This is a genomic window from Humibacillus sp. DSM 29435, from assembly GCF_001758225.1.
Classification (GTDB): Bacteria; Actinomycetota; Actinomycetes; order Actinomycetales; family Dermatophilaceae; genus DSM-29435.
In genome coordinates this window covers 1-22,340 of sequence record NZ_MAST01000004.1, presented here as the reverse complement: position 1 = coordinate 22,340, position 22,340 = coordinate 1, and the positions used below count along the sequence as shown (strand labels likewise).

Here is a 22,340-nt window from a genome sequence, read left to right as displayed (position 1 = left end):
GCCCCGGCTCAGGCCGGCTGAGCCGGGCTGAGCCCCGCTGAGCCCGGCTCAGCCCGGGGGCAGATGGAGCACCCGGTCGAGGCGGCCGATCAGCTCGCCGAGAGAGGCCAGTGTCTCTCTCGGACGGTCGGTCGGGGCGCCTGCCATGAGGGTCATCAGGGCGCCCACGGCGGCGCCGGCGTAGAGCCGGATGTCGGGGTCGTCGGCCGGTCGCCCGAGCCGGATGGCGATGGCCTCGCTGAGCAGCCCGATGGGCCGAGTGATCTCGGCCAGCACCCCCTTGCGCAGCTCGGGAACCGACTGGATGAGGCGGTTGCGCGTCAGCTCCATCTCGAGCTCGTCGTCGGTCAGCTGCTGGAAGGTGCGGTTCACGGCGTACTGCAACGCCTCGATGGGGCTGAGCTCGGCCGGGGCGGCGATCATGATCCGAAAGGTGTCGGCGTCGACCAGATCGTCGAGCACCGTCTCGTCCTTGGTCGCGAAGTAGCGAAAGAACGTGCTCGGCGAGACCTCGGCGGCGGCAGCGATCTGCTCGACCGTGGTCTCGGCGTAGCCCTGCTCCTGGAAGAGGCGCAGGGCGTGAGCCCGGAGGCTGGCTCTCGTCTTCGCCTTCTTCCGCTCGCGAAGCCCCGGCACGGCCAGGTCACCCGGAGCGGGGGGATCAGTCCGCAGCGGCGTCGAGGGCATGTGACGATTGTGCCTCCTGCGCCGGCTGGGCCGGAACCGCCGCCTCGCCGCGGCTGGTCACCCTGTCGTCGGGCAGGGCGACCCACACGAGGCACGCGCCGGCGAGGCACACGGCGGCGCTGACCCACAGGGTGGCCGACAGGCCGCCGACGAACGCCGACTGCACGGCACGCTCAAGGGCGGCCGATCCCGAGCGGGCCGCCCCCGCAACCCCGGAAGTGACGTTCTGCCCGAGGGCGGCCACCTGGCCGGCCGACAGGCCACCCGTGCCGCCCACGGGCAGACCCGACCGGTACACGGCGTTGAGCAGTGCTCCCAGCACCGCGATGCCGAGCACGCTGCCCACCTGACGCAGGGCCTGGATCAGGGCTGAACCGGTGGCCGCCCGGGCCCGCGGCAGAGCGCCGAGGGCGCAGTTCTGCCCGCAGAAGAGCGCCGCCCCGACCCCGGAGCCGACGGCGAAGGTCCAGATGCCGGTCACCAGGTAGCCACTCTCGACGGTGACCCTCGAGCCGAGCACGAAGGCGGCCGCGCCGATCGCGAACCCGGCCGCGCCCAGGGTTCGGGAGCCGAACCGGGGCAGCAGCGCCATCGTGGTGCGCAACCCGACGAGCAGCCCGACGACCATCGGGATCGAGCGCAGCCCCGTGCCCAGGGCATCGGCGCCGAGCACGCCGCGCAGGTACTGCGGCACCACGAACATCGCTCCGAAGAAGGCCAGGCTCGCGGTCGCGGCCGTCACGCCGCCCCAGCGGAACGCAGGTTCCCCCCACAGCGCTGGGTCGACCACGGGTTCGAGCCCCCGGTCGCACTGCTGCCACCGCACGAAGCCGCCACCGAGGGCCCCCCCGCCGATGAGGCCGGCGAGCACCAGCGTGTCGCTCCAGCCCCGCTCCGGCCCCTCGATCACCCCGAACGTCGCCGCCGCCAGAGCCCCCGACGAGAGCAGGATGCCGACCAGGTCGAGTCGGCGGCCACGGTCACCGGTCGACTCGGGCAGCAGAGTCGCGACGGCGACGAGAGCGACGGCGATGACCGGCAGGTTGACGAGGAACACCGCTCCCCACCAGTAGTGCTGCAGCAGCACGCCGGCCAGGATCGGGCCAAGGGGCAGACCGAGCATGGTGGATGCTCCGATCACCCCGATGGCCCGCGTTCGCTCGTGCGCCTCGAAGAGCACGACGACCGATGACATGGCCAGGGGGATGAGCACTGCCGCCCCGACGCCCAGCAGGGTGCGCGCGCCGATGAGGCCGGACGCGCTGGTGGCCAGCGCGCACCACAGTGAGCCGGCGCCGAAGACGACCAACCCTCCGACGGTGAACCGCTTACGCCCGTACCGGTCGCCCAGCATCCCGGCCGGGAGCAGGAGCGCGCCGAGCACGAGCAGATAGCTGTCGGCGAACCATTGCAGCTGCGCGTTCGAGGCGCCCAGGTCGACAGCGATGTCGGGGAGGGCGACATTGAGGATCGTCGTGTCGAGCCCGATCACGAGAACGGTGAGGGCGGTTGCCGCCAGCGCGGCCCACCGTCGCGCATCTTCAGTCAAGTGAAACTTGGTTGTGTTTGATGCTCGCATGCTTTTGATAGTGACTGTCAGATTGCTGATCGTCAAGACCGAGAAGTCTCAAGCGCTGCCGGTTGAGCTCACCGAGTCACGGATCAGGGTGCAGGAATGCGGCCAGCTCCTCGATGCCGTCGACCAGCCGCAGGCCCGGCCGCACCCAGGACGCGTCGGCGTCGACCGCCAGCACCGCAGCTCCCTCTGGCAGGTGACCGTTCGCCACCAGGTCATCGGCCAGCTCTTGCGCCGCGTCACGGCCGAAGCCGCACGGAGCCACGACGTAGACCTCGGGTCGACTGGCTCGGATCGCGTCCCAGGTGGTGCGCACCGACTTCGCCCCCGCCGCCCCGAGTACCGGCTCGCCGCCCGCCGCCTCGACCATCTCCGGCACCCAGTGGCCCGGCGCGAAGGGTGGGTCGGTCCACTCGAGCAGCATGACCCGCGGCCTGCGCCGGCCCGTCACCCGGGCACGGACGGCTTCGACGCGAGCCTCCAACGACGTGGCCACGTCGTTGGCCACCTCTTGGCGTCCAGTCGCCTTGCCCAACAGTCGAACCGAGTCGAACACCTCGGTCAGGGTGTGTGGGTCGACGGTGAGCACCTCGGCGCGACAGCCGAGGTACGCGAGAGCATCGTCGACGACAGAGACGTCGACGGCACACACCGCGCACAGGTCCTGCGTCACGACGAGGTCGGGCTCGAGAGCCGAGAGAGCACCGGCGTCGAGCCGGTAGAGGTCCTTGCCGCGCGCCATGGCCGCCCGCACGAACTCGTCGATCTGTGCAGGAGTGAGACCAGCGGGCATCGTGGAGGTCGACACGACCCGGCGCGACCGAGCCTCGGCCGGGTGGTCACACTCGAAGGTCACCCCGACGACATCGTCCCCGGCACCGATGCCGAACAGGATCTCGGTGGTCGACGGCAGCAACGACACGATCCGCATGACACCGACCGTAGCCCGCACTCGTCGGCGACGCGGCCACGCCACATACTGGGTCCACCCCTTCGAAACCGAAAGAGACCCCGTGAGCCAGTTCATCGATGGTGCCGTCGTCCCCTCCGTCTCCGGCCGCACCGCAGCGGTGACCGACCCGTCGAACGGGCAGCACGTCAGCGACATCACGCTGGCGGATGCCGCTGACGTCGACCGCGCGGTGGCGGCGGCGAAGCGGGCCTTTCCGCAGTGGTCCCGAGCCACGCCGGCCGAGCGGTCGGCAGCTCTCACCCGGTGGGCCGGCATCCTCCAGGGGCAGGCCGAAGACCTGGCCCAGCTCGAGAGCCGCCAGGCCGGCAAGCCGATCCGCCTCGCCCGCGAGTTCGACGTGCCCGGCACGATCGACAACGTCTCGTTCTTCGCGGGGGCCGCGCGCAACCTCGAGGGCAAGGCCGCGGCCGAGTACTCGGCCGACCACACCTCGATGATCCGGCGTGAACCGATCGGCGTCGTCGGCTCGATCGCGCCGTGGAACTACCCGCTGCAGATGGCGGCCTGGAAGATCCTTCCGGCCGTCGCCGCCGGCAACACCATCGTGCTCAAGCCGGCCGAGAACACCCCGCTCACCAGCATCAGGTTCGCCGAGGCCGCCACCGCCGCTGGCATGCCCGACGGCGTGGTCAACATCGTCGTCGGCACAGGCCTCGACGCGGGGGCGCCGCTGCTGCGGCATCCCGACGTCGCCATGGTCTCGTTTACGGGCTCCACGCCGGTCGGGCGCACGGTGCTCGAGGCAGCCGCCACCAACGCCAAACGGGTACACCTCGAGCTCGGCGGCAAGGCTCCCTTCGTCGTGTTCGACGACGCCGACCTCGAGGCCGCGATCCACGGGGCCGTCGCCGGCAGCCTCATCAACTCCGGCCAGGACTGCACCGCCGCCACCCGGGCCATCGTGCACTGTTCCCTGCACGACGCCTTCGTCGCGGGAGTGGCCGAGCTGTATGCCGCAGTGCGCCTCGGGCCGACCGACGACCCCGAGACCGACCTCGGGCCCCTGATCTCGATGGCCCACCGCGAGCGCGTGGCGGGCATGGTCGAACGGGCCCGCGGCTACGCCACCGTGGTGACTGGTGGACGCTCACCCGGCGGCGCGTTGGAGGCGGGTTCGTACTACGAACCCACCCTCATCACGGGTGTGCAGCGAGGGCACGAGGTGTTCACCGACGAGGTCTTCGGGCCGGTGCTCACCGTGACCCCCTTCGACAACGACGACGAGGCCCTCGACCTGGCCAACGACACCCCCTACGGCCTCGCCGCCTCGGCCTGGACCCGCGATGTCTACCGGGCCATGCGGGCCACCGCCGAGATCCGTTCGGGCTGCGTGTGGGTCAACGACCACATCCCGATCATCAGCGAGATGCCGCACGGCGGTATGAAGCAGTCGGGCTTCGGCAAGGACATGTCGACCTACTCGTTCGAGGAGTACACGACGGTCAAGCACGTGATGTTCGACCGCACTGCGGCCGCCCACAAGCCGTGGCACCGCACGATCTTCGGCCTGGGCGGCTGAGCCCGTCGGCGTCGGGAACGAACACAGGACGTCACCGCGCCTGCGGTGTGTCCAGCACTCAACGGCATCCCTACTGCCCGTGGGTCTTCCCGCGATCGAGGGGCCACGCCGTGTGACGCGACTGCGAGGCGGCGGCCACTCCAGTGAGGTCGGCGACAGTCAGCTGGTGGCGAGGGGACCCGGTGAGAATCTCGTGCTCGCGCACCCGTAGGTCGGGCCCGACATGCACGAGCACCCCGGGGTCCAGCGAGCGCCAGCGGTCGTCGTCGTCGAGCCGCTCGCTCGCGATGACGACGCTCGGATGGTCGCCCAGCTCGCCCGAGCGCACCCGGGTGCCGGCCCGGCTGCGGTGGTCGAGAGCCCCCGCGCCCTGGCGCCTCTCGAGCAGCAACAGGTCGTGGGTCTCGGGGTAGCGCAGCGCCCACAGGTCGGTGGCGGTCGTGAGCACGAGGTTGACGGCGTAGACGGGCAGCTCGCCGGCCACCCAGCGCAGTGCGGTCGTCACTCCCCCGGCGACGTCGCCGACTCGGGCGATCTCTCGCGTGATCAGCGCGAAGACCCGCTCGGAGTCGGTATCACCCGTGACGCGGTCGAGGTCGTCGCCGAGGTGCTCCTCTAAGGCGCCGAGGCCCTCGACGACGCCGTTGTGCGCGAACAGGCGACCGTCCATCTCGAAGGGGTGCGTGTTGGGCGCGGTGACCGCTGAACCCGACGTGTGCCGCACGTGGGCGATGAACGTGGTGCTCTCACGCTTGCGGGCCTCGGCCGCGAAGGTGGGGTCGTGCCACGCGGCCAGGGGCTGTTTCTCGACGAGGGGGCGTCCGCTCTCGTCGAAGGTGCCCAGACCGGTGCCGTCGGGGTTGGTGTGGCTCTGGATCGCGATGCTGTCTGACGCGTCGAGCAACCAGAAGGTGGCCCTGACCCGAACCTCGCCCGCGGTGAGGCCGAAGAGTCGGCACATCGGGTGGTCTCCTGTCGTCGATGGCTCTTCATGATGTCCCAGTTCCTCGACGACGGCGCTGCCCTCGACCCCCATCGCGCGGCGGTGCAGACTGGGTCGATGGTCACGAACGGCATCGTGCGGCAGTGGCACGACGACCAAGGGTGGGGCGTGATCGACTCACTCGATACTCCCGGAGGGTGCTGGGCACACTTCTCGTCGGTCGAGACGCTCGGCTACCGGAGGCTGCCCGTCGGGCAGAGGGTGACGCTGGAGTTCGAGGATGCCGAGCAGGACGGCTTCGCCTTCCGAGCCCGCCACGTCAGGCCCAGTGACGAGACGCCGTGGTTCTCGTCCCAGGGGGAGAGCGACGCGGCGGCGTACTCCAGCACCCTCACCATCCGCTACCCCGACCCCACCGACCCCACCGACCCCACCGGCCCTGCTGGCGCGTAGCCCGTCGCGGCTAGAGCCAGCCGTTGGCCCTCGCCGCAGCCACGGCCTGCGCGCGGGTGGTGACGTCCATCTTCGTCATGATGGTCGAGAGGTAGTTGCGCACCGTTCCCCTGGTCAGGAACATCGCGCGCGCTATCGACTCGGTGGCGAGCCCCTGCTCGACGAGGTGCAGAAGCTGCACCTCGCGGGTGGTCAGCGGGCTCGGCCCGCTGCGCAGCGCGTCAGCAGCGAGCTGGGGGTCGATGACGGTGTGACCGGAGGCGACCGACCAGATCGCGTCGATGAGCTGGGCGGCTGACATCGACTTCACGACGTAGCCGGACGCCCCCGCGGCCAACGCCTTGGGTATCTGGCCGCTGCCCGGCAACGAGGTGAGTAGCAGCACCTTGCAGTCCGGTTGGGCCGCCGCCAGCTGCGCCGTAGCCTCGATACCCGTCGCGCCCGGCATGTCGACGTCGAGCAGCGCGATGTCGGGACGCGTCCGTCGGGCGGCCTCGAGCACCTCGTCGCCTCGGACGACCCGGGCCACGACCTCGAAGCCAGGTTCGGTCTCGAGCAGGGCCTGGAAGGCCTCGGCCACGAGGTCGACGTCTTCCGCGATGAGGATGCGCAGTCGGTCGTTCATGTCTGGTCTCGGCGGTCGCCGGCTCGGTGCTCCACTGGCCCAGGGGCGCCCGATGGGTTCGGGAGGGAGGCCCAAACTCGGAACCGCCGGTTCTCGATGAGCTCACCCGTGAAGCTGCCACCGGCCCTTTCGACGATCTCGCGCATGTGCGTCAGACCGGTACCGGGGGCGAAACCCGCACCGGGGGCACCCTCCAAACAGCCGTCGTTGACGACCGTCACGACGACGGCCATCGGTTCGCTACGAATCGTCAACGAACAGTGCAGGGCCCGGCTGTGCTTCAGCATGTTGGTCACCGATTCACGCACCACGGCGCCGATCTCCCCTTCGGGGACGCCGGAGGGCAGCGGCCCGACATCGACCGTGACCTCGATCCCGAGCCGCTGACACAACGTGCTGGCCGACTCCACCTCGTCGGCAAGACTCACGATGACCGGCCCGGCGGTGACCGCTCGCAACCGGGCTTGTCCGTCACTGACGACAACGTGCAGCTGTTCGAGATGCTCCCGCGCTGCACGTGGGTCGGAGTCGAGCGTGCGCAGTGCGATCTGGTTGCGCAGTGATGCAGTGACCAGAGTTCGACCGAGAATGTCGTGCAGGGCGCGTTGCATCCGCAGCCGCTCCTGGTCTACGCGGTTACGAACCAGCTCTTCACGTGCGAGTTGCAGCTCGCGGATCACGACCGAGAGCCGGGTGAAGGCGTAAAGCACTGCCGCCAGGGCGAGAATTCCGGGCGGCATGACGACGGCCAGCCGAGGGTCGACCACGAGGCCGACGTACACAGCCAGGCCGACGAGCATCAGGGCGGCGGCGAGGGTGGCCCGTAGCGGTGAGAACACGAGCATCACGGCCGACAGAGCGAGCGGCAGTGGAGCCCAGTGACCATCGACGAGCATGGCAGTCCAAGCCCCTACCGTGAGCAGCAGCACGAAGCGGCGCGTCGTCGAGGGACTCACCCCTTGCACGATCCGAACCTGCCAAACGACGTAGCACAGCGATGTCGCGATGGCGATGATCGTGCCGAGCAGGTTCAAACCGAACCAGCCCACGGTGCTGGGGCCCAGATCGCTGACGCTCTCCTGAACCACGAGGGCCACGATGATGGCCCACGACGCGACCATCGGCAGTCGAGAACCGACCGCGTTCCACGGTTGCCTCATCTCGCGAACGCTCAAGGCGTTCATCTCCGCGTCGTCCTGGTCGGCAGACACACGGTCAGCGGGTCCCCCTGGCGCGGTTGGGGGGAGGCTGCGCACGGCCCTACGCACCGCTCCACCCGAGATCGGCGCGGCGAGACCGCGTCACCACGAACCATACCGAACCGCCGTCGTCGGGGCGGGGGGCAACGATCGTTGCGCCAGTGCAGAACACGGTCGGCACAGGGTGGCGCTCACCTCCCTGCCCCGGTCACCGACCGGTTGCCGGTCGCGCTTCCGGTGATGCGTCCTCGTCGTCGAGAGGTGCGCGGATCCCACGTGAAGCAGGTGCGGAAGAGCAGGTAGCCGACGGCGATCCAGAGAATGAGCACGCCCAGCGGCTGATGAATGGCGTCGACTGCCTGAGAGAGGCTCAGCTGCGGGTGGCGGACGAGATCGTGGTTCACGAAGTCCTGCCCGACGTAGCCGGTGCGCACGATCTGTACGAAGGCGGTGGACGGCAGGTAGTCAGAGATGCGGTCGATGGTGCTCGCTACCCCGGAGGTCACCGTCAGTGACCCACTGAGGATCCACATCCCGATCACGAATGGGGTGACGATCCAGGTCGACAGCTCACTCGAGGGCAGCAGCCCTGACACGCCGAAGGTCAACAGGCCCATCGTGATCGCGCCGATCACCAGGCCGGTGACCACGAGCGTCCAATGAACCGGGGGCGCGACTGAGAAGTACCCGACCGCTATCGCGAGCACGATGCCGCTCTGGGCCAGGGCGGGCAGCGCGGCGCTGGTGGCCTCCCCGACGAGAATGGCGCTCTGCGGGATCGGGGTCGCCCGAAGCCGCTTGTAGGTGCGCGTCTCTCGACGCCGGGCGGCCGAGTTGATGACGGCGTAGGCGATCCAGATGATCGACACGCACAGTCCCGAGGGGGCCAACAGGTCGATAGGCCGGATGCCGCCGGGCAAGGGGGGCGCGTCACGCACTTGCACCATCGGGAAGATGCCCATGGCGATCGGCATGACGGCGCCGACCAGAGCGAACGCGATGTCCTGCCAGTAGACGCGCTGGGAGAGGGCGACCTGCGGCCAGACGTACCGCGGCCAGGTGGGGTTGATGCTCATGATCGGGCTCCTGTCGTCGTCAGGCTCTCGGCGCGTTCGTCGTGGTCGGCCCGGACGCCGGCCGCGTGGGCACGGTTGCCATCGAAGGGGGGACGGCCGCTTCGACCTCCACCGGGAGGCGCCGTTCCCGGCATCCGGCCGCTGTCCTCCGGCTCGTCCGGAAGGCTGAGGAAGACGTCCTCGAGGCTGCCCCTGCGCACCTCGAGGCCAAGAAGAGTGACGTCGTGGGCATCCGCCCAGCTGAAGAGCCGGCGCAGCACGCGCTCGGGGTCTAGGTCTCGAACCTCGACCCGCGCGCTTCCGTTCCGATGGTCGATGGAGGCCTGCAGCGCCGCCGGCAGCAGCGTCGCCTTGTCGGTCGGAACCTCGAACCCGATTCGGGCATCACCGGATTCGGCCCGCACCTCCTCCAGCGTCCCCATTCGTCGAATCGTGCCGCGGTGCATGATCGCGACCCGGTCGGCCAGCTGCTCAGCCTCCTCGAGGTAGTGGGTGGTCAGCACAACCGTGAGACCTTCACGCACCAGACCGGCCACGAGCTCGAGGCTCTGGTGGCGACCCTCCGGGTCCATACCGGTCGTCGGCTCGTCGAGGAAGAGCAGCTCGGGGTGGCCCAGCAGGGCCAGAGCCAGGTCAAGCCGGCGACGTTCGCCACCCGAGAGTGACGAGACTCGTGTGTCGACTCGGTGGGAGAGACCGACGAGGCCGACCGCCCCTTCGAGCGATCGCGGGCCGCGGTAGAAGCGACGCCACGCCGTCACGGTCTGCCGAACCGTGAGGGTCTCGAAGAACCCGGCATCCTGCAGCATGATGCCGATGCGTGGGGCCAGTCGGTCGCGGTCGCGCAACGGGTCGACGCCGAAGACGGATGCCGTTCCGGCGGTCGCCCCGCGGTAGCCCTCGAGCACGTCGAGGGTCGTCGTCTTGCCGGCTCCGTTGGTGCCGAGCAGCGCGAAGACCTCACCGCGTCGGACCGTGAAGCTGGTGCCGTCGACGGCGGTGGTGGTGCCGTAGTCGACGCGAAGGTCGTTGACCTCGATGACCGTGTCGGTGCTCATGCCCCAACGGTAGGAAGGCGCTGCCGCCACCACCATGAGCCGGAGTCACCAAGGTCAGTTGACAGTTGTCATACAGCGGTGAGTGTCACGGGAGCGGCATCCGGCATCGGACGGGCCACCGCCCGCGACAGTGGGTGGACGGCATCCTGAGTTCCGGAACCGCCCCCGGATCGACCGACCTATCGGCTGCTACCGGTCAACGGATGGATGGGCCCGTCAGTCCCACGGCCACAAACCGGAATGCCGCATACACTCCTCGGCCTCAACGAGCTGCCGGACACCCTCCGGCCCCCGGCTCTTGGTGACCTCTGCTCGCCAGCCCTGAGCCGAACAGCCACGAGCCGCGGCGCCCATCCCCACCTGCGCGAGATAGACGACGGCCGGCGAGCACGACGCCCGATCAAGGCCTTCGGCACCACCACCCGGGCTGTCCGCAAGGGCGTCGAGCTCGGCCGAAGCCTCTTGAAAAGCCCGCTCGTCAGTGTCGGTGTGTGTACTCATGACTCACCCAGTTCCTGGAAGTACTGCCCTTCGAGCATACGTCGCGGTCAGGCACCTGAGCGGGGCCCTTTCGGCCGCGTCACGGGGCTGGGGCAACCGGCTGACGCAGGATGGTCTTCAGCCGGGCGGCGTCGGTCTTTCGTGGGTCGGAGAGGTAGACCTCGTGGTGCCGCCCGCTCGGCACCAGGCCGTGCGCCGGAAGAAACTCGTCATGGAGCCTCTTGAGCGTCGGGCCTTCGTCGTCGTACGAGCCGACGTGCAGGATCTGAGCGCTCGGGCCTTCGGAATACCGCTCGAGGCGAACCAACCCCAGGGCCGGTAGCCGCTTCTTCAGCGCGACCGCGCGGCCCTCATCGACGAGTTCCGCGGTGATCCAGTCTGGCTGCGCGATCATCATCGTCCAGTCCCAGGCGCCCTTGTCGCGGGTGCGGAAGACCTCCAGGTCGCGTGCCGACCACAGTCCCTCCAGCGGGGCGACAGTGTGCACCCTGCCCAGCCTGTTCTTGGCCACGGCTCGCACGGCATACGAGAAGGTGTACAGCGCCTCGACGCCTTCACGGTAGGCCGGCGACGTGTTCGGGTCGCCGTGACCGTCGACCATCAGAAACGACTGGTCTGGCACGTCGACCAGTGAGAACGTTTGCGGTCTGGGCGCGTAGAGGTCCTTGCGGTCTTTCTTGAGGTCGTAGGTCTGGATTGAGCTCACCTCCCTTCACTCGTCGAACGGGCAACACCCTCGCCACAGAGTCGGAGGGGGGAACGCCGCGGCCGGCGGACGGAGCCACTGGGCCGCTGGGCCACTGGGCCACCCGAGGTCGAGGATATCGGCGATCTGACGCCCTCTCCGGCGCTGGCTCGGACGGGACGTGACGAACAGAATCCCGCAAAGACTTGATAGGCAACTGCTTGCTTGCCTATTATGAGGGGATGGCCGATGTGTTCAGGGCCCTCGATGACGAGACCAGGCGCCTCATCCTCGACGAGCTCTTCAGCAGAGACGGGCAGACCCTGTTCGAGATCTGCGCTGTGCTGAGCAGCCGACACGGCCTCGGATCGAGCCGGCAGGCGATCTCACAGCATCTCGGTGTGCTCGAGTCTGCCGGCCTGGTTGTTACGGAGCGGCGCGGTCGCTCCAAGTTCCACTACTTCAGCAGCGATCCGCTCGCTGCCATCACACGACGATGGCCTGTCGTCGGAAAGGACGACACCTCATGAGAATTCAGCTCACCAGCATCTTCGTCGACGACCAGCGGGATGCTCTCGCCTTCTATACCGACGTTCTCGGTTTCACGAAGCGGCACGATGTCCCGATCGGCGACGACGCGTGGCTGACCGTCGTTTCGCCCGAGTCCCTCGACGGTCCCGAGCTGCTTCTGGAACCCTCGAGCCACCCCGCGGTCAAGCCGTTCCGAGATGCGCTCGTCGAAGACGGGATCCCGTTCTGTCAGTTCGCCGTCGACGATGTGGCCGCAGAGTACGACCGGCTCGGCCGCGCGGGCGTTGCCTTCACCGTGCCCCCCACCGACATCGGCCCAGCCGTCATGGCGGTCTTCGACGACACGTGCGGCAACCTGGTGCAGATCATCTCCACCAAGCCGGCCCCCTCCGACGAATGAGCCTGCCCAGTACTGGACGCCCAACGACCCTCGTCGTCAGAGACGCCAGCCTCTCCCCGGTCGGTCACGACCGAGTCTGCGCGGCGGTGACGGATCCGGATGGCTCAGTCGTCACGGGAGTGACATGAGCCGCTGGGTGTGGCTGGTCGCCACCCTGGCTGGCGCAGCAGCCGTCGCCTACGGGGTGGCGTTCGCGGTCGGGATCGTTGCTGTGGTGTTGGGGGCGGCGCCACTCGGCCTGGCTGGCGAGTCGACCCCCACGCAGCCGTGGGTGCCTCCGACGGTGATCGTGGCCGCCATCGTCACGTTCGTCGCCGGAGCACGGATCGCTGTCCGTCGCTTCCGTGGCGTCGGGCGCTAGCAGGGCCCCTCGACCAGGAGTGACCGGCGACCAGCGATGGAGGCGTGCCGCGCCAATGACTGTGCTACTCGTTGGCCAGCAGCACTGCGCCCAGGCCGACCATCATGACCCCACCGGCCGCGCCGAGCTTGTCGAGGCGCTTCGGCTCGCGGGCGAACCAGTCACGGGCCTTGCCTGCCAACACGGCCCACAGGCTGTCGGAACAGATCGCCAAGGCCCCGAAGGCCAGCCCCAACATCATCATCTGCACGCCGACGTGGCCGGCAGAGGGTGCGGTGAACTGCGGCAGGAACGCGACGAAGAACAGGATCGTCTTGGGGTTCGTGACGCCCACGACGTATCCGATGCGCAGGGCGTGACCCTGCGGGGCGGCCACTTGGCCCTCCAGGGCCCGACGGGCTTCGCCTCGATGGGCGATGGCCTGCACCCCGAGCCAGATGACGTAGGCCGCGCCGAACACCTTGATGACGGTGTAGACGGTCGTGCTGGCTGCCACGACGGCTCCGAGCCCGAGCGCGACGAGGAGCACCTGCGTTGTGACGCCGATTCCGTTACCGACAACCGACAGCAACGCCTCTCGACGCCCGACGGTGAGGGCTCGACCGATGGTGAACAGCAGGCTCGGGCCGGGCACCTGGATGAACAGGATCGACGCGATCACGAAGGCGATCCACTGGTTCGAGCTGGGCACCTGCCGACTTTACCGGATGCCGCAGTCGTCATCGCCGTAACCGGCCGCGCTGGTGGCAGGGTGCTGACCTATGAACGACGATACCGCGAAGGCCGACCTCTACAACTACCTCAAGCATGAGCGCGAGGCGGTGATCGCCAAGCTGGACGGGCTCTCTGAGTACGACGTACGTCGCCCGCTGACCGTCACTGGAACCAACCTGCTGGGCCTGGTCAAGCATCTGGCGACCTGGGAGGCCAGGTACCTCGGAGAGGTCTTCGACCGTCCCTTTCCTGAGCCCCTGCCTCGGTGGGAGAGCGAGGCCGAGCTACTCGCGGACATGTGGGCGACGGAGGACGAGTCTCGCCGCGACGTCGTTGAGCGATACCGGCGCGTGTGGCGGCACGGCGACGCGACCGTAGCCGACCTTGGTCTCGATGCCACCGGCCGGGTGGCCTGGTGGCAGCACGCTGAGGTGTCCCTGTTCACCATCCTCGTTCACCTGCTTGCCGAGACCAGTCGGCACGCCGGCCACGCCGACATCCTGCGTGAAGAGCTCGACGGAGCGGTCGGAACCGATGCAGAGGACATGGCTGAGAATCGTCACGACCTTGACTTCTGGATGGAGCGGCGCGCGGAGATCGAGGCGGCTGCCAGGTCCGCCCGATAGCTCGGACCGCTTGCCCAGGCTTGTTAGCGGTGGCTGATGGCGAGATACCGCTCGTCGGTGATCTCCTTGCCCCAGTAGATCGGTTCGGGCAGGTGTCTGACGTGCACCTCGTTGCGGACCTGGAGCACGATCTGCGCTGTCTGCGCGGCAGTGAGTCCCGCACCAGTGGCCCAGTGCCCTTCGATGAGCACCACGATCCCTCCAGGTTTGAGGAGCGCGACCCACTGCCTGAGTGCGTCTGCGGGTTCGCTCATGGCCCACAAGACGTGGCGGCACAGAACGACGTCGAACTCGTCCTCGGGGAGCGGCGGAGTGGCGGCGTCCGCGATGACGAAGCGCGATTCCGGCACCTTTGCCCGGGCCCGTTTGATCATCTCCGGGGAGCTGTCGACCCCATCAACGCGGTAGCCCTCGTCGGTGAGCACTCGGGTGAGGGTGCCGGTGCCGCATCCCAGGTCGGCAACGCGAGCGGGTGCAGTGGGCAGGACCGACAAGAGCAGGTCCCTCCAGGCCGCACGAGCCGAAGGTTCGGTCAGACCGTGATCCGGCTCGGAGTCGAAGGCCTCAGCTTCCTGGTCCCAGAGGTCTCGGTTCACCGCGTCAGCGTAGGCCTCCACCCGAAGGCCACCGCAACGGGCTGCCACCCGGCTCTCACCGCCCTGGCCACCACCGCGTGGCCGCCTCGGTTCCGTAGACCGCGTGGGGAGCGCCGGCGGAGGGAGTCTGCGACATGGAGGGTTCCGGCAAGAACTGAGACTTTGGCCCGGTCACACCGGCCATAGAAAAGCTAAGGGCGGCGGTAGAGGGCCGTCACTACCTGATACACAGGGTGGTGCTCATCTGCGGGCGGCAGGGAGTGCAGGACGGTGTCGAAGTGGGCGATGAGCGCGTCAGCCTGCTCGCGGGTGAGCCGCATGGTGCGTTGATGTACGTGCGGTTCGCTGGCGGCCCGAACGTCTTCGGCCATGGTGTCGATCATGGCCGACCCGGGCCCTGTTCCGCCTGGTGTCGCAGGGAACAGCAGGTGGCCCTGCGCCCGGCTGAAGTACCTTTCGGTGCCGCCCCGCACCGTCTGGCTACGCGACAGTGTCACCAACCTCGCCGTGAGCAGTACGCCGAGGTGGTGGGACACGTTGCCCTTGTTGAGGTTCAAGCGGTGGCTGAGTTGGCTGATCGTGGCCTCTGCCGGCCCGAGAGCCGCCCACAGGCGCACCCGACTGGGGTGAGACAACGCCTTCATCTGGGCTGCGGTCGCCTCCGCCGCGTCTGGCGTCACTGGGTTCATCGATTCAGGCTAACGGGCCCATTCTGAACGGTGGAGGTCTTCGGAAGGCCTTGGCAGTGGCGGTGGGCAATGGGCGCGGCATCGTTCGGTCACTTCTTCTCTGTGCGGGAGCGCAGCTCGGCCACAGCGACCTGCACCGCTTCGGAGGCCGGGGCTGGCACGTCGGGAGTCACCCCCGTCCCTTCCCAGTTGCGCCCCGTCCGCGGGCTGCGCGGCACTGCGACAGGGAGGGCGAGCTCGACTTTCGGGTGGACACGGATGCCGATGCGCGGGTGAGCGCCACCGCGGGTCTGCTCACCAAAGACGCGGGCGCGGCCGAGTTCCTGAAGGTTGAACGCAAGCTCTTCCCCGCCGGAGAACGTCTTCGATGAGACCGCGACGGCGACCGGCAACTCCGCACCGAGGCGCGGGCCGGGGAGGAGGGGTTGGGTCCAGAACTGCTGCGTGCCCTCGCGACTGACGACGTCGGTCAGGTGCGTTGGCTCCGGCCCGAGCAGGTAGCTACAGATGAGGGCAGCAGACTCTGGGGTCCCTCCGAAACATTCGCGCAGGTCCAAGACCACTCCAGCAGCACCGTGGCACAGGTGCATCGCGGCGGCCTGCCACGTACCGGCGTAACGAGGCAGGCCGAGGAAGGGCCCGATCTGCAGAAGCGCGACGTTGCCCTCGACGCGGCCAACAGACCGGATGCCGCCTGCAGTGCGTGCGGCATGGGCCGCCCAGTACTTGGCGTAGTCGTGCTCATCCTCGGCATCGGGTGCGGCATCAGGGTGGTGGATGAACCGGAGGTGCAGGTCACCGGCCACCTCGTGCATGACGTCTGTAAGGGTCTGGCACACCTCCTCCAAGTCATCGATGGACTCGGTTCGTAGGTCACCGCCCCGCAGGTCCTCCAGGGCCACCGCCGCCCGACGCCCGACGTCGGCGAAGATGTACTGCTCGCGCAGGGCAACCGCGGCGGAGTCGATCATGTCGTGGATCAGGGAGTGCATGAGTTGACGATGACTACGCCCTGATCTCGGTGCAACCAGCCTTAACGCTTGCCTACCGGGGCGGCGCAAGCTCGTGGACACAACCGAGTCCGCCCAGTGCGGCGAACGCCCCGCTCGCACACCATCGCCACCCGGGCCAGCCGGGCCACCCGGGCCAGCGCATGTGTCCAATGGGATGGGGTCATCGGGCCCCAGACGTTTTCGGCGATCGGCGTCAGCGGCTTCATCGCGGCCAGCACTCTCGCGTCGTTACACACGCGACGAACCAGGGCGAGTCGGCAGTCTGCTTCTAACGTTTCGCTTCGTCCGCGATCGAGTACGACCTCCTGCTGACCGCGTGAACCCCGGCTCGGGCCCAGCAGGGGCCGGGCTGACTGCCCACGTGATGGTCGTCGCCAATGCACCCTCAAGGTCCGTTGCGATCGGTTTCAAAGTCTGAGAATCACTGCGGAGCAAGTCGTCCCGCGCGGGACTATGAGACAGGCCCCTCGGTGCCGCCCACCCCGTGCTCAGCGTCGGGGTCGTCTCGAGGGTTGGGAGCCGGTCTGAGTTTCACGCACAAAATGCCGATGAGTGGACGTTGCCTGAACCCCTGGCGCGGACGCGCCGCGAGTACATTGCCGAGATGACCCGGCAGCCCGTTCGCCTATTGACCACACGGTTGTCGCTACGGCAGCCGGCGCAGGCTGATGCCGAAGTGATCCTCCAGATCCTGTCGAACCCGTCGGTCGTCCAGCACAACCCGTCGGATCTGGTGACGGAGCTCGAGGGCGTCGAGGCACTGGTGAGGCACTGGCTGCGACATTGGGAGAGGTACGGGTTCGGAAACTGTTGCGTCTTCGAAGAGAAGACTGGTCGACTGGTTGGCAACTGCGGTGTCCGGTGGATGACGATCCACAGCGAGCGCGTACTCAACCTCATGTTCCGCTTTCATCCCTCGACTTGGGGACATGGCTACGCCACGGAAGCAGCGGCCGCCCAGTTGCACTGGGCGCAGGAGTCGCTTCCTACCGAACTCGTCGTCGCCCGCATCCGCCCCATGAATCTAGCCAGCCAGAGGGTCGCTGCAAAGATCGGCCTGCGACGAGATCCCGACTTCGACGACCAGGGCGAGGATGGCGTGGACTGGGCGTTCACCTGCCGCTTGTGAGTTCGGCTGGTGAGTATCGTCCGCCGGAGCGGGCTTCTGTCGCAATGGGGCGTCAGGCGTGGCTGGTTTCTTGCCCTGGAGAGTCGACCAGGCATGCAACACTGCTCGACCAGGTTGGGGAGGGCAGGTCCTCAGCCAAGAACATCCAGGGCCAGCATGGCCATGTAGTGCACGTCGATCCAGTGTCCGTCGAACAGCAGGGCGTCCCGCCAGTTCCCTCGTGCTGGAAGCCGACCTTCTCGTAGACGTGTCGAGCTCGTGGGTTGAAGTCGTAGACCTCGAGACTCACCCGGTGAATCCGGTCAGGGCGTGCTGGACCACCATGCGGGTGGCCTCGGTGCCCAAGCCACGCCCTCGGCCTTCTGCTCCGATGAGGGTCCGGTAGCTGCAGGAGCGGTTGTCCTCGTCCCACTCGTTGAGGACGACTTCACCGACCATGTGCTGGGTGGCCGCGTCGACCACGGCCAGAACCAGGCGGGCATCCGCCGTCGCCCAGCCGCCATAGCTGTCTCGCAGGTCCTCGATCGGCATCCCCTCGAGCTGCTCGGTGGAGAAGTGCACCGAGCCTGTCAGTCTGGCGATGTCGGGGTCCTCGCGCACGATCCGGACAACCGTGTCGGCGTCGGCGGCGGCGATGGGGCGAAGCGTGATCAGCGAGCCGATCAGGGTTGGATTATGACCGAAGGGGGTCTTGGACATGAGCGTGACTCTGCCCGGTCACCCCTCGTACCACAAACGAATTCTGAGCTGAGGCAGCGTCACTCAGCCGCGGTCCCATGTGGAGCCCGTGCGACCAAACATCCTCATTCGCCGCGGACCGCGCAGCTGTGCCGAGCGTTAGCACGGGCCAGCCGCCGTTCCAAACAGCCGCTGACTGCGTCAGCCCGACCCACCGCGGCGCGGGCGGGCCCGCTAACCCGTGAAGAGGTCCTCGAGGTCGGCCAGGGGCACGACATCAGACGCCATGGTGCGCAGTTGTGGATCGGTCGTCAACAGCATGTCCGCCTGCAGCTCGGTCACGGCGAGGTATTCGGCACCGGCCAGGTCCATCGAGTTGGTCCGCCGCGCATGCCCCCACGCGACTCGCCTGGACACGCGATCCCCGAGCAGCCGCACCTTGATCTCCGTCATCCGCTCGTGGATCTGGAGCGCTTCGTCATCGGTGAGCTGCCCAGCGCGCACCTCCTTCAAGAGCAGTTCCAGCGCGCGTGAGCGCAGGGAGTTGGGTGCCACCAACTGGTGAGCAGGATGCGGACGCTTGTCACCGCGGGCCAGCCGCAAGAACGTCGGTGCATCGATGCCAAAGCGCGTCACCTCGTGACCGTAACGGAAACTCAGCCGATGCCGTCGAGTACGGCCCGCGGCGCAGATTGATCATCACTCTTCTGTCGCTGGGGGATGTTCGCGAGCGTTGCCGTGGATGTGTAGTAGGGGCCCCGCTTGCGGATGACTATTCCCCCAGCTTCAGACATCCATCGATCATGTCGCGTTGAGGGAGGGACGTCCAGCAAGGCGCAGCATCGTTGTTAGAGCGACCTCGTCGTGAACAAGGTGGTCCCGTAGACGGTGTCCACTTCCTGCCTCGTGGTCTCGGTGAAACCGACCTTGGCCAGCACCCGGCGAGAAGCGCTGTTCCACTCCCAGACCGTGGCCCACAGGTTTTGGTAACCCGACGATGTCGCCCAGTCCAGCACCGCCAACGAGGCCTCGGTCGCGTATCCCTGACGCCAGACCCGTCGTAAGAACTCGAACGCCAGCTCCGGCTCTCCTTTTGCCCCTCGTTCGCTGTCGACCAGCCCGCAGTAGCCGATGACATCACCGGAGGCCTTCCGCTGGACTGCCAGCAACCCGATCGATGATGGCTGGTTGGCGCGGATCGACTTCTCTAGCTCGCCAACCCAAGGGTGTCCATCAGCATCGATTCGGCGGTGCGGCGGCAATCGCGGATCACGTTCGGTCCACAGCTCACGCAGAACCACGGCCTCGGCTACCCGCCAGGGTCGCAGCCACAGGCGACTCGTTTCAAGTACAACTTCGCGTTCAGGATTCGCTTCACCTGCCATGACCAGAATCTCTCACGCGCGGAGGCAGGTCATCAGCGTGAGGTGTTTACCGGATTTGCCGCGGAGCCGGCGTGGTTCTGGCCGGTCCGGCGATGTGACGGTGGTCGGTCCACTGTGGGTGGTCCCCGCATCTGCCGAGGTGCTTGACTACCGTTGTGCAGATCAGCGATCTGGCCGACATGGTTCCCGAGCTGATGGCCAAGCATCCCACGCACACGTGGGTCAGAACCTCGAGCAAGAACTTCCCCGCAGATCTTGTTCTTGAGATCGCCCCAGACCTCGAGCCGGAGCGGAAGGCGCGAGTGCAGGTCACGACGAGTCTTGAGGTCTACTTCATGGACTTTGCTGGCCACGGCGTGACCGACTTCGCCTACGAGGACGAAGACCGACGAGAGGTCCTAGGGGATCAGATCGACCTCGCCGCGAGAGTCACCCTCGGGCCCACCCGCGTCATCCTCGAGCGCGCCGAGGACCTCCTCGTGCGCTCGACTTTGATCGTCGATCCTGACGGTCCCGGTCGGGAGGAGTTCGTCACGTCTTACACCCCGGCTTACCTGACCGCCCGCCTGTTCCGGCGTGAGGTCGTCCGCGAGGTCCTGGAGTTCAGGGGACTACATCCCTAGTCACCCAGGCACCCGTCTTCGAAGCTCCTGTCGGCGAGGATGAGTGCCTGATGGGCACCTGCGACGCCCTGTGCGCACTGGTAGGAACGTCCGCTCCGGCCGCGATGAGGGTGGTTCGCCGCCCGACCTCGTGTCACTTGAGGAGGGGCACCTCTAGGTCGTAGGCCAGCACGACCGCACGTGCCAGTTGTGCTTCTTGTGTGGCGTTGAGATAGCCCACGGTGCGTCCAAGGGAAGCCACCGGGACGGTGAGCACGTTGTCCAGTGAAACAACGCAGTCGTGGTCCAGCCCATTGCCCGGTCCTACCCTGACCTCGCTGGACAGGTCTTTGATTGTGCTGGTGACGGGAGCAACAGTGACCTTGGTCATGGCGCCCCGAGCAGCGTCTCGCGTGAGCACGAGCGCAGGTCGCGTCTTGTCGAGGCGGACCAGGCAGATCTCCCGCACCCGGTCAGTCCTCGATCATCGCGTGGGTGCCGGTCCACTCCACCAGGGCGTCGAGGTCGTCCGCCGCACCTTGCGCCCGAAGGATCTCCGCGTCCTGCTCGGCGGCCAGTCGACGCATCTCTCTCTCCACTGCTGACGCAACCAGCGCGGCCCTGCTCGGTGCCCTGCCGGTTGCCACGGCGCGGTCGAGGAACGCGACCATCTCGTCGGGAAGGCGGACTGCGATCTGCGTACTCATGCAACTCAGCGTACGGGAGTGCATCCCAGAATGGGATGCACTGCCGTACAGCGTGTAACGCGGTCGTGCTGAATAGCGCATGTTGCTCGTGAAAGCAGTTGGCGGTTCTGGTTCTCATTCCAAGGCTGGTGAGAAGCTGGCCAGACCGGCGTCTGCATTGATAGTGCAGCGGACTCCTAGTGGCGCGACCTGCGGGTCCGGATCGTGCCCAAACGGCAGACCCGGGACAGTCGGTGGCGGGTGTGGTCCCCGGAGGAAGCATCGATCGGGGCGGTCCCGGTCAGCCGTCAAACAGGACGCGAAGTGATTGTTGTCGGGGAACCGGGTGATGTCCCCGACCTCGACCAGCAGCCGGGCCGCGCCGGAGGGCCCGATCCCGTGCAGGTCGGTCAGAGTCGTGCCCGCCGCGGTGAGCAGTTCGGACAGCTCCTTGTTCGCGGCCTTCTTGCGGGTGTAGATCCGCTCCAGGTCGCCCACCAGCTCGGCCGCGACCCGCCGCCGGGTCTTGCCCGCCACATCGCGTGGGCGCACGACCGCGAGCAGCTTCTTGGCCTGCGCGGCGGACAGGTCCTTCTTCGCCCCGCCCGGGATCAGCTCCAGCAGAAGGTGATGCAGCTGGGACACCATCCGGGTGTGGTCCTGCCCGAGGGAACGGCGCCGGTCGACCAGCACCCGCAACACGGCGAGCTGCTCATTGTTGACGACCGGGCGCAGCCCGGCCATCCGGACCCCGACGAGTGCGATCGAGTGCGCGTCGGTCGCGTCGGTCTTGCGGCCCTGACCGGTCGCGAACGTCCGCACCCGGGCCGACAGCTGCGGTGGCACGTCGATGACCTGCTCCCCATCGGCCAAGAGCCGGATCGCGACGTGCCGCCCGATCCCGTTGCAGCCCTCGATGGCCCAGACCCGCTGCGGGAAGGCCCGCGCTACCGCGAGCATGTCCTGGTAGCCGGCCGGGTCCGTGTCGAACCGGCCCCGCCCGAGGATGGCCTCCTGCGGGCCCATCACCTCGATCGTGACCGACCGCTTGTGCGGGTCCATCCCGATCACCACACGGCTTGCTGTGTCCTCTTCCATGATTGCTCTCCTTCTGCTCGAACCAACTGGTCGTCGAGCTGGGAGGGCAACGCTGCTTCGAGCTGTGGGCACACCCCTATTGAGCCTCTCCCGGCCCTTGGCGACGTCCGGGTTGCGCAGGCCAAAAGAGAGCCACACCCTGAAAGGTGAGCAGCCGCATTGAGAGCGACAACCCGAACGCCTGGACCGAGCCTTGCCAGACACCGATCCTGCGTCAATGAAACAAGCAGCCGATAAGCGCGCGATATCGACCGCCACGTCGAAGTCTTCCGACGCGGGAACGAGGTGTCCACTAGTTACGTATCGCCGCGCCTCGATGCCCGACTTGTCCGATGCTTCGACAGAATCACGCCGAACACCAACAACATCACCAGCCATATTGCGAGCCCCGTAACGAGGAAGATGCCGACTACTGCGAGGTAGTCGAGAGGCCTGCCGAGCGGGAACCAACCGCCAAGGAAGAGGGCAGGCAACACGGTGAACTGGGGTTGACCCCATTTCGTGGACATCGGTTAAGCGGCTTCTGTGGCCGCCGTG

At 67.6% G+C, this 22,340-nt stretch carries 27 protein-coding genes; 8 read left to right on the top strand and 19 right to left on the bottom strand.

Translation table 11 applies throughout. The annotated features are described in order from the left end of the window. Positions 1-48: 48 nt before the first annotated feature. The 3 genes from BA895_RS03945 to BA895_RS03935 form a co-directional block, all read right to left on the bottom strand. On the bottom strand, positions 49-687 hold the full coding sequence (locus BA895_RS03945) for a TetR/AcrR family transcriptional regulator (protein ID WP_070190599.1): 639 nt from the start codon (positions 685-687) through the stop codon (positions 49-51). Then, positions 662-2,236: an MFS transporter gene (locus BA895_RS03940; protein ID WP_175442247.1), complete on the bottom strand. Its 1,575-nt coding sequence runs from the start codon at positions 2,234-2,236 to the stop codon at positions 662-664. Before BA895_RS03940 ends, BA895_RS03945 begins: the two co-directional genes overlap by 26 nt. 106 nt (positions 2,237-2,342) lie before the next feature. Then, positions 2,343-3,194, bottom strand: a complete 852-nt coding sequence (locus BA895_RS03935) for a cobalamin-binding protein (RefSeq protein WP_070190724.1) — start codon at positions 3,192-3,194, stop codon at positions 2,343-2,345. A gap of 82 nt (positions 3,195-3,276) precedes the next feature. Between BA895_RS03935 and BA895_RS03930 the strand changes: the two genes are divergently transcribed. Next, positions 3,277-4,755, top strand: a complete 1,479-nt coding sequence (locus tag BA895_RS03930; RefSeq protein ID WP_070190597.1) for a gamma-aminobutyraldehyde dehydrogenase — start codon at positions 3,277-3,279, stop codon at positions 4,753-4,755. Positions 4,756-4,825: 70 nt separating this feature from the next. On the opposite strand, the gene BA895_RS03925 is transcribed toward BA895_RS03930, so the two are convergent. Beyond that, positions 4,826-5,716: a class II glutamine amidotransferase gene (locus BA895_RS03925; RefSeq protein WP_070190596.1), complete on the bottom strand. Its 891-nt coding sequence runs from the start codon at positions 5,714-5,716 to the stop codon at positions 4,826-4,828. 30 nt (positions 5,717-5,746) lie between these two features. Here BA895_RS03925 and BA895_RS03920 point away from each other — a divergent pair, with 30 nt between their 5' ends. Beyond that, positions 5,747-6,151, top strand: a complete 405-nt coding sequence (locus BA895_RS03920) for a cold-shock protein (protein ID WP_217493812.1) — start codon at positions 5,747-5,749, stop codon at positions 6,149-6,151. Positions 6,152-6,161: 10 nt separating this feature from the next. On the opposite strand, the gene BA895_RS03915 is transcribed toward BA895_RS03920, so the two are convergent. The 5 genes from BA895_RS03915 to BA895_RS03890 all read right to left on the bottom strand — a co-directional run bounded on the left by BA895_RS03915 (position 6,162) and on the right by BA895_RS03890 (position 11,316). Then, positions 6,162-6,776 (bottom strand): response regulator transcription factor, encoded by a 615-nt coding sequence (locus BA895_RS03915; RefSeq protein ID WP_070190595.1) that lies wholly within the window; start codon positions 6,774-6,776, stop codon positions 6,162-6,164. Next, the gene (locus tag BA895_RS03910) at positions 6,773-7,987 is read right to left on the bottom strand and encodes a sensor histidine kinase (protein ID WP_070190594.1); all 1,215 of its coding nucleotides are present in this window, start codon (positions 7,985-7,987) and stop codon (positions 6,773-6,775) included. The genes BA895_RS03915 and BA895_RS03910 overlap by 4 nt, the downstream gene beginning before the upstream one ends. Before the next feature lie 179 nt (positions 7,988-8,166). Then, positions 8,167-9,051, bottom strand: coding sequence for an ABC transporter permease (locus BA895_RS03905; RefSeq protein WP_070190593.1), 885 nt, complete (start codon positions 9,049-9,051; stop codon positions 8,167-8,169). Next, a complete protein-coding gene (locus BA895_RS03900) occupies positions 9,048-10,109 on the bottom strand; it encodes an ABC transporter ATP-binding protein (RefSeq protein ID WP_083282973.1) in 1,062 nt (353 codons plus the stop codon). Before BA895_RS03900 ends, BA895_RS03905 begins: the two co-directional genes overlap by 4 nt. A gap of 580 nt (positions 10,110-10,689) precedes the next feature. Continuing rightward, positions 10,690-11,316: a GyrI-like domain-containing protein gene (locus BA895_RS03890; RefSeq protein WP_371327688.1), complete on the bottom strand. Its 627-nt coding sequence runs from the start codon at positions 11,314-11,316 to the stop codon at positions 10,690-10,692. 221 nt (positions 11,317-11,537) lie between these two features. Here BA895_RS03890 and BA895_RS03885 point away from each other — a divergent pair, with 221 nt between their 5' ends. The 3 genes from BA895_RS03885 (at position 11,538) to BA895_RS03875 (ending at position 12,587) form a co-directional block, all read left to right on the top strand. Beyond that, on the top strand, positions 11,538-11,825 hold the full coding sequence (locus BA895_RS03885) for a helix-turn-helix transcriptional regulator (protein ID WP_070190590.1): 288 nt from the start codon (positions 11,538-11,540) through the stop codon (positions 11,823-11,825). After that, the gene (locus BA895_RS03880) at positions 11,822-12,226 is read left to right on the top strand and encodes a VOC family protein (protein WP_070190589.1); all 405 of its coding nucleotides are present in this window, start codon (positions 11,822-11,824) and stop codon (positions 12,224-12,226) included. The genes BA895_RS03885 and BA895_RS03880 overlap by 4 nt, the downstream gene beginning before the upstream one ends. A gap of 124 nt (positions 12,227-12,350) precedes the next feature. Beyond that, the gene (locus tag BA895_RS03875) at positions 12,351-12,587 is read left to right on the top strand and encodes a hypothetical protein (protein ID WP_070190588.1); all 237 of its coding nucleotides are present in this window, start codon (positions 12,351-12,353) and stop codon (positions 12,585-12,587) included. A gap of 64 nt (positions 12,588-12,651) precedes the next feature. Here the strand turns inward: BA895_RS03875 and BA895_RS03870 are convergent, their stop codons facing one another. Next, positions 12,652-13,278 carry a LysE family translocator gene (locus BA895_RS03870; protein WP_070190587.1) on the bottom strand — a complete coding sequence of 209 codons (627 nt, stop codon included), beginning with the start codon at positions 13,276-13,278 and terminating at the stop codon, positions 12,652-12,654. A gap of 70 nt (positions 13,279-13,348) precedes the next feature. On the opposite strand from BA895_RS03870, the gene BA895_RS03865 reads away from it, so the two are divergent. Continuing rightward, the gene (locus BA895_RS03865; RefSeq protein ID WP_070190586.1) at positions 13,349-13,927 is read left to right on the top strand and encodes a DinB family protein; all 579 of its coding nucleotides are present in this window, start codon (positions 13,349-13,351) and stop codon (positions 13,925-13,927) included. A 23-nt stretch (positions 13,928-13,950) separates the two neighbouring features. Here BA895_RS03865 and BA895_RS03860 read toward each other — a convergent pair whose 3' ends face one another. From BA895_RS03860 to BA895_RS03850, 3 genes are all read right to left on the bottom strand, one after another. Further along, positions 13,951-14,523, bottom strand: coding sequence for a class I SAM-dependent methyltransferase (locus BA895_RS03860; RefSeq protein ID WP_070190721.1), 573 nt, complete (start codon positions 14,521-14,523; stop codon positions 13,951-13,953). 191 nt (positions 14,524-14,714) lie between these two features. Further along, complete coding sequence (locus BA895_RS03855) at positions 14,715-15,212, bottom strand: helix-turn-helix transcriptional regulator (protein ID WP_070190585.1); 498 nt, start codon at positions 15,210-15,212, stop codon at positions 14,715-14,717. Positions 15,213-15,301: 89 nt separating this feature from the next. Then, positions 15,302-16,204, bottom strand: coding sequence for a S41 family peptidase (locus tag BA895_RS03850; protein WP_083282945.1), 903 nt, complete (start codon positions 16,202-16,204; stop codon positions 15,302-15,304). A 625-nt stretch (positions 16,205-16,829) separates the two neighbouring features. Here BA895_RS03850 and BA895_RS03845 point away from each other — a divergent pair. Continuing rightward, positions 16,830-17,354: a GNAT family N-acetyltransferase gene (locus tag BA895_RS03845; protein ID WP_070190719.1), complete on the top strand. Its 525-nt coding sequence runs from the start codon at positions 16,830-16,832 to the stop codon at positions 17,352-17,354. Positions 17,355-17,639: 285 nt separating this feature from the next. On the opposite strand, the gene BA895_RS03840 is transcribed toward BA895_RS03845, so the two are convergent. The 3 genes from BA895_RS03840 to BA895_RS03830 all read right to left on the bottom strand — a co-directional run bounded on the left by BA895_RS03840 (position 17,640) and on the right by BA895_RS03830 (position 19,417). Continuing rightward, the gene (locus BA895_RS03840; RefSeq protein WP_254666309.1) at positions 17,640-18,053 is read right to left on the bottom strand and encodes a GNAT family N-acetyltransferase; all 414 of its coding nucleotides are present in this window, start codon (positions 18,051-18,053) and stop codon (positions 17,640-17,642) included. 213 nt (positions 18,054-18,266) lie between these two features. Next, positions 18,267-18,668, bottom strand: coding sequence for a hypothetical protein (locus BA895_RS03835; protein WP_070190584.1), 402 nt, complete (start codon positions 18,666-18,668; stop codon positions 18,267-18,269). 212 nt (positions 18,669-18,880) lie between these two features. Then, positions 18,881-19,417, bottom strand: coding sequence for a GNAT family N-acetyltransferase (locus BA895_RS03830; RefSeq protein ID WP_070190583.1), 537 nt, complete (start codon positions 19,415-19,417; stop codon positions 18,881-18,883). Positions 19,418-19,572: 155 nt separating this feature from the next. On the opposite strand from BA895_RS03830, the gene BA895_RS03825 reads away from it, so the two are divergent. Continuing rightward, positions 19,573-20,040 (top strand): hypothetical protein, encoded by a 468-nt coding sequence (locus BA895_RS03825; RefSeq protein WP_070190582.1) that lies wholly within the window; start codon positions 19,573-19,575, stop codon positions 20,038-20,040. Between the two features lie 133 nt (positions 20,041-20,173). Here the strand turns inward: BA895_RS03825 and BA895_RS03820 are convergent, their stop codons facing one another. The 3 genes from BA895_RS03820 to BA895_RS03810 all read right to left on the bottom strand — a co-directional run bounded on the left by BA895_RS03820 (position 20,174) and on the right by BA895_RS03810 (position 21,803). After that, positions 20,174-20,488, bottom strand: a complete 315-nt coding sequence (locus tag BA895_RS03820; RefSeq protein ID WP_070190581.1) for a type II toxin-antitoxin system PemK/MazF family toxin — start codon at positions 20,486-20,488, stop codon at positions 20,174-20,176. 4 nt (positions 20,489-20,492) lie between these two features. Continuing rightward, a complete protein-coding gene (locus BA895_RS03815) occupies positions 20,493-20,726 on the bottom strand; it encodes a ribbon-helix-helix domain-containing protein (protein ID WP_070190580.1) in 234 nt (77 codons plus the stop codon). Positions 20,727-20,840: 114 nt separating this feature from the next. Beyond that, on the bottom strand, positions 20,841-21,803 hold the full coding sequence (locus BA895_RS03810) for a transposase (RefSeq protein ID WP_254666308.1): 963 nt from the start codon (positions 21,801-21,803) through the stop codon (positions 20,841-20,843). Positions 21,804-22,340 lie beyond the last annotated feature (537 nt).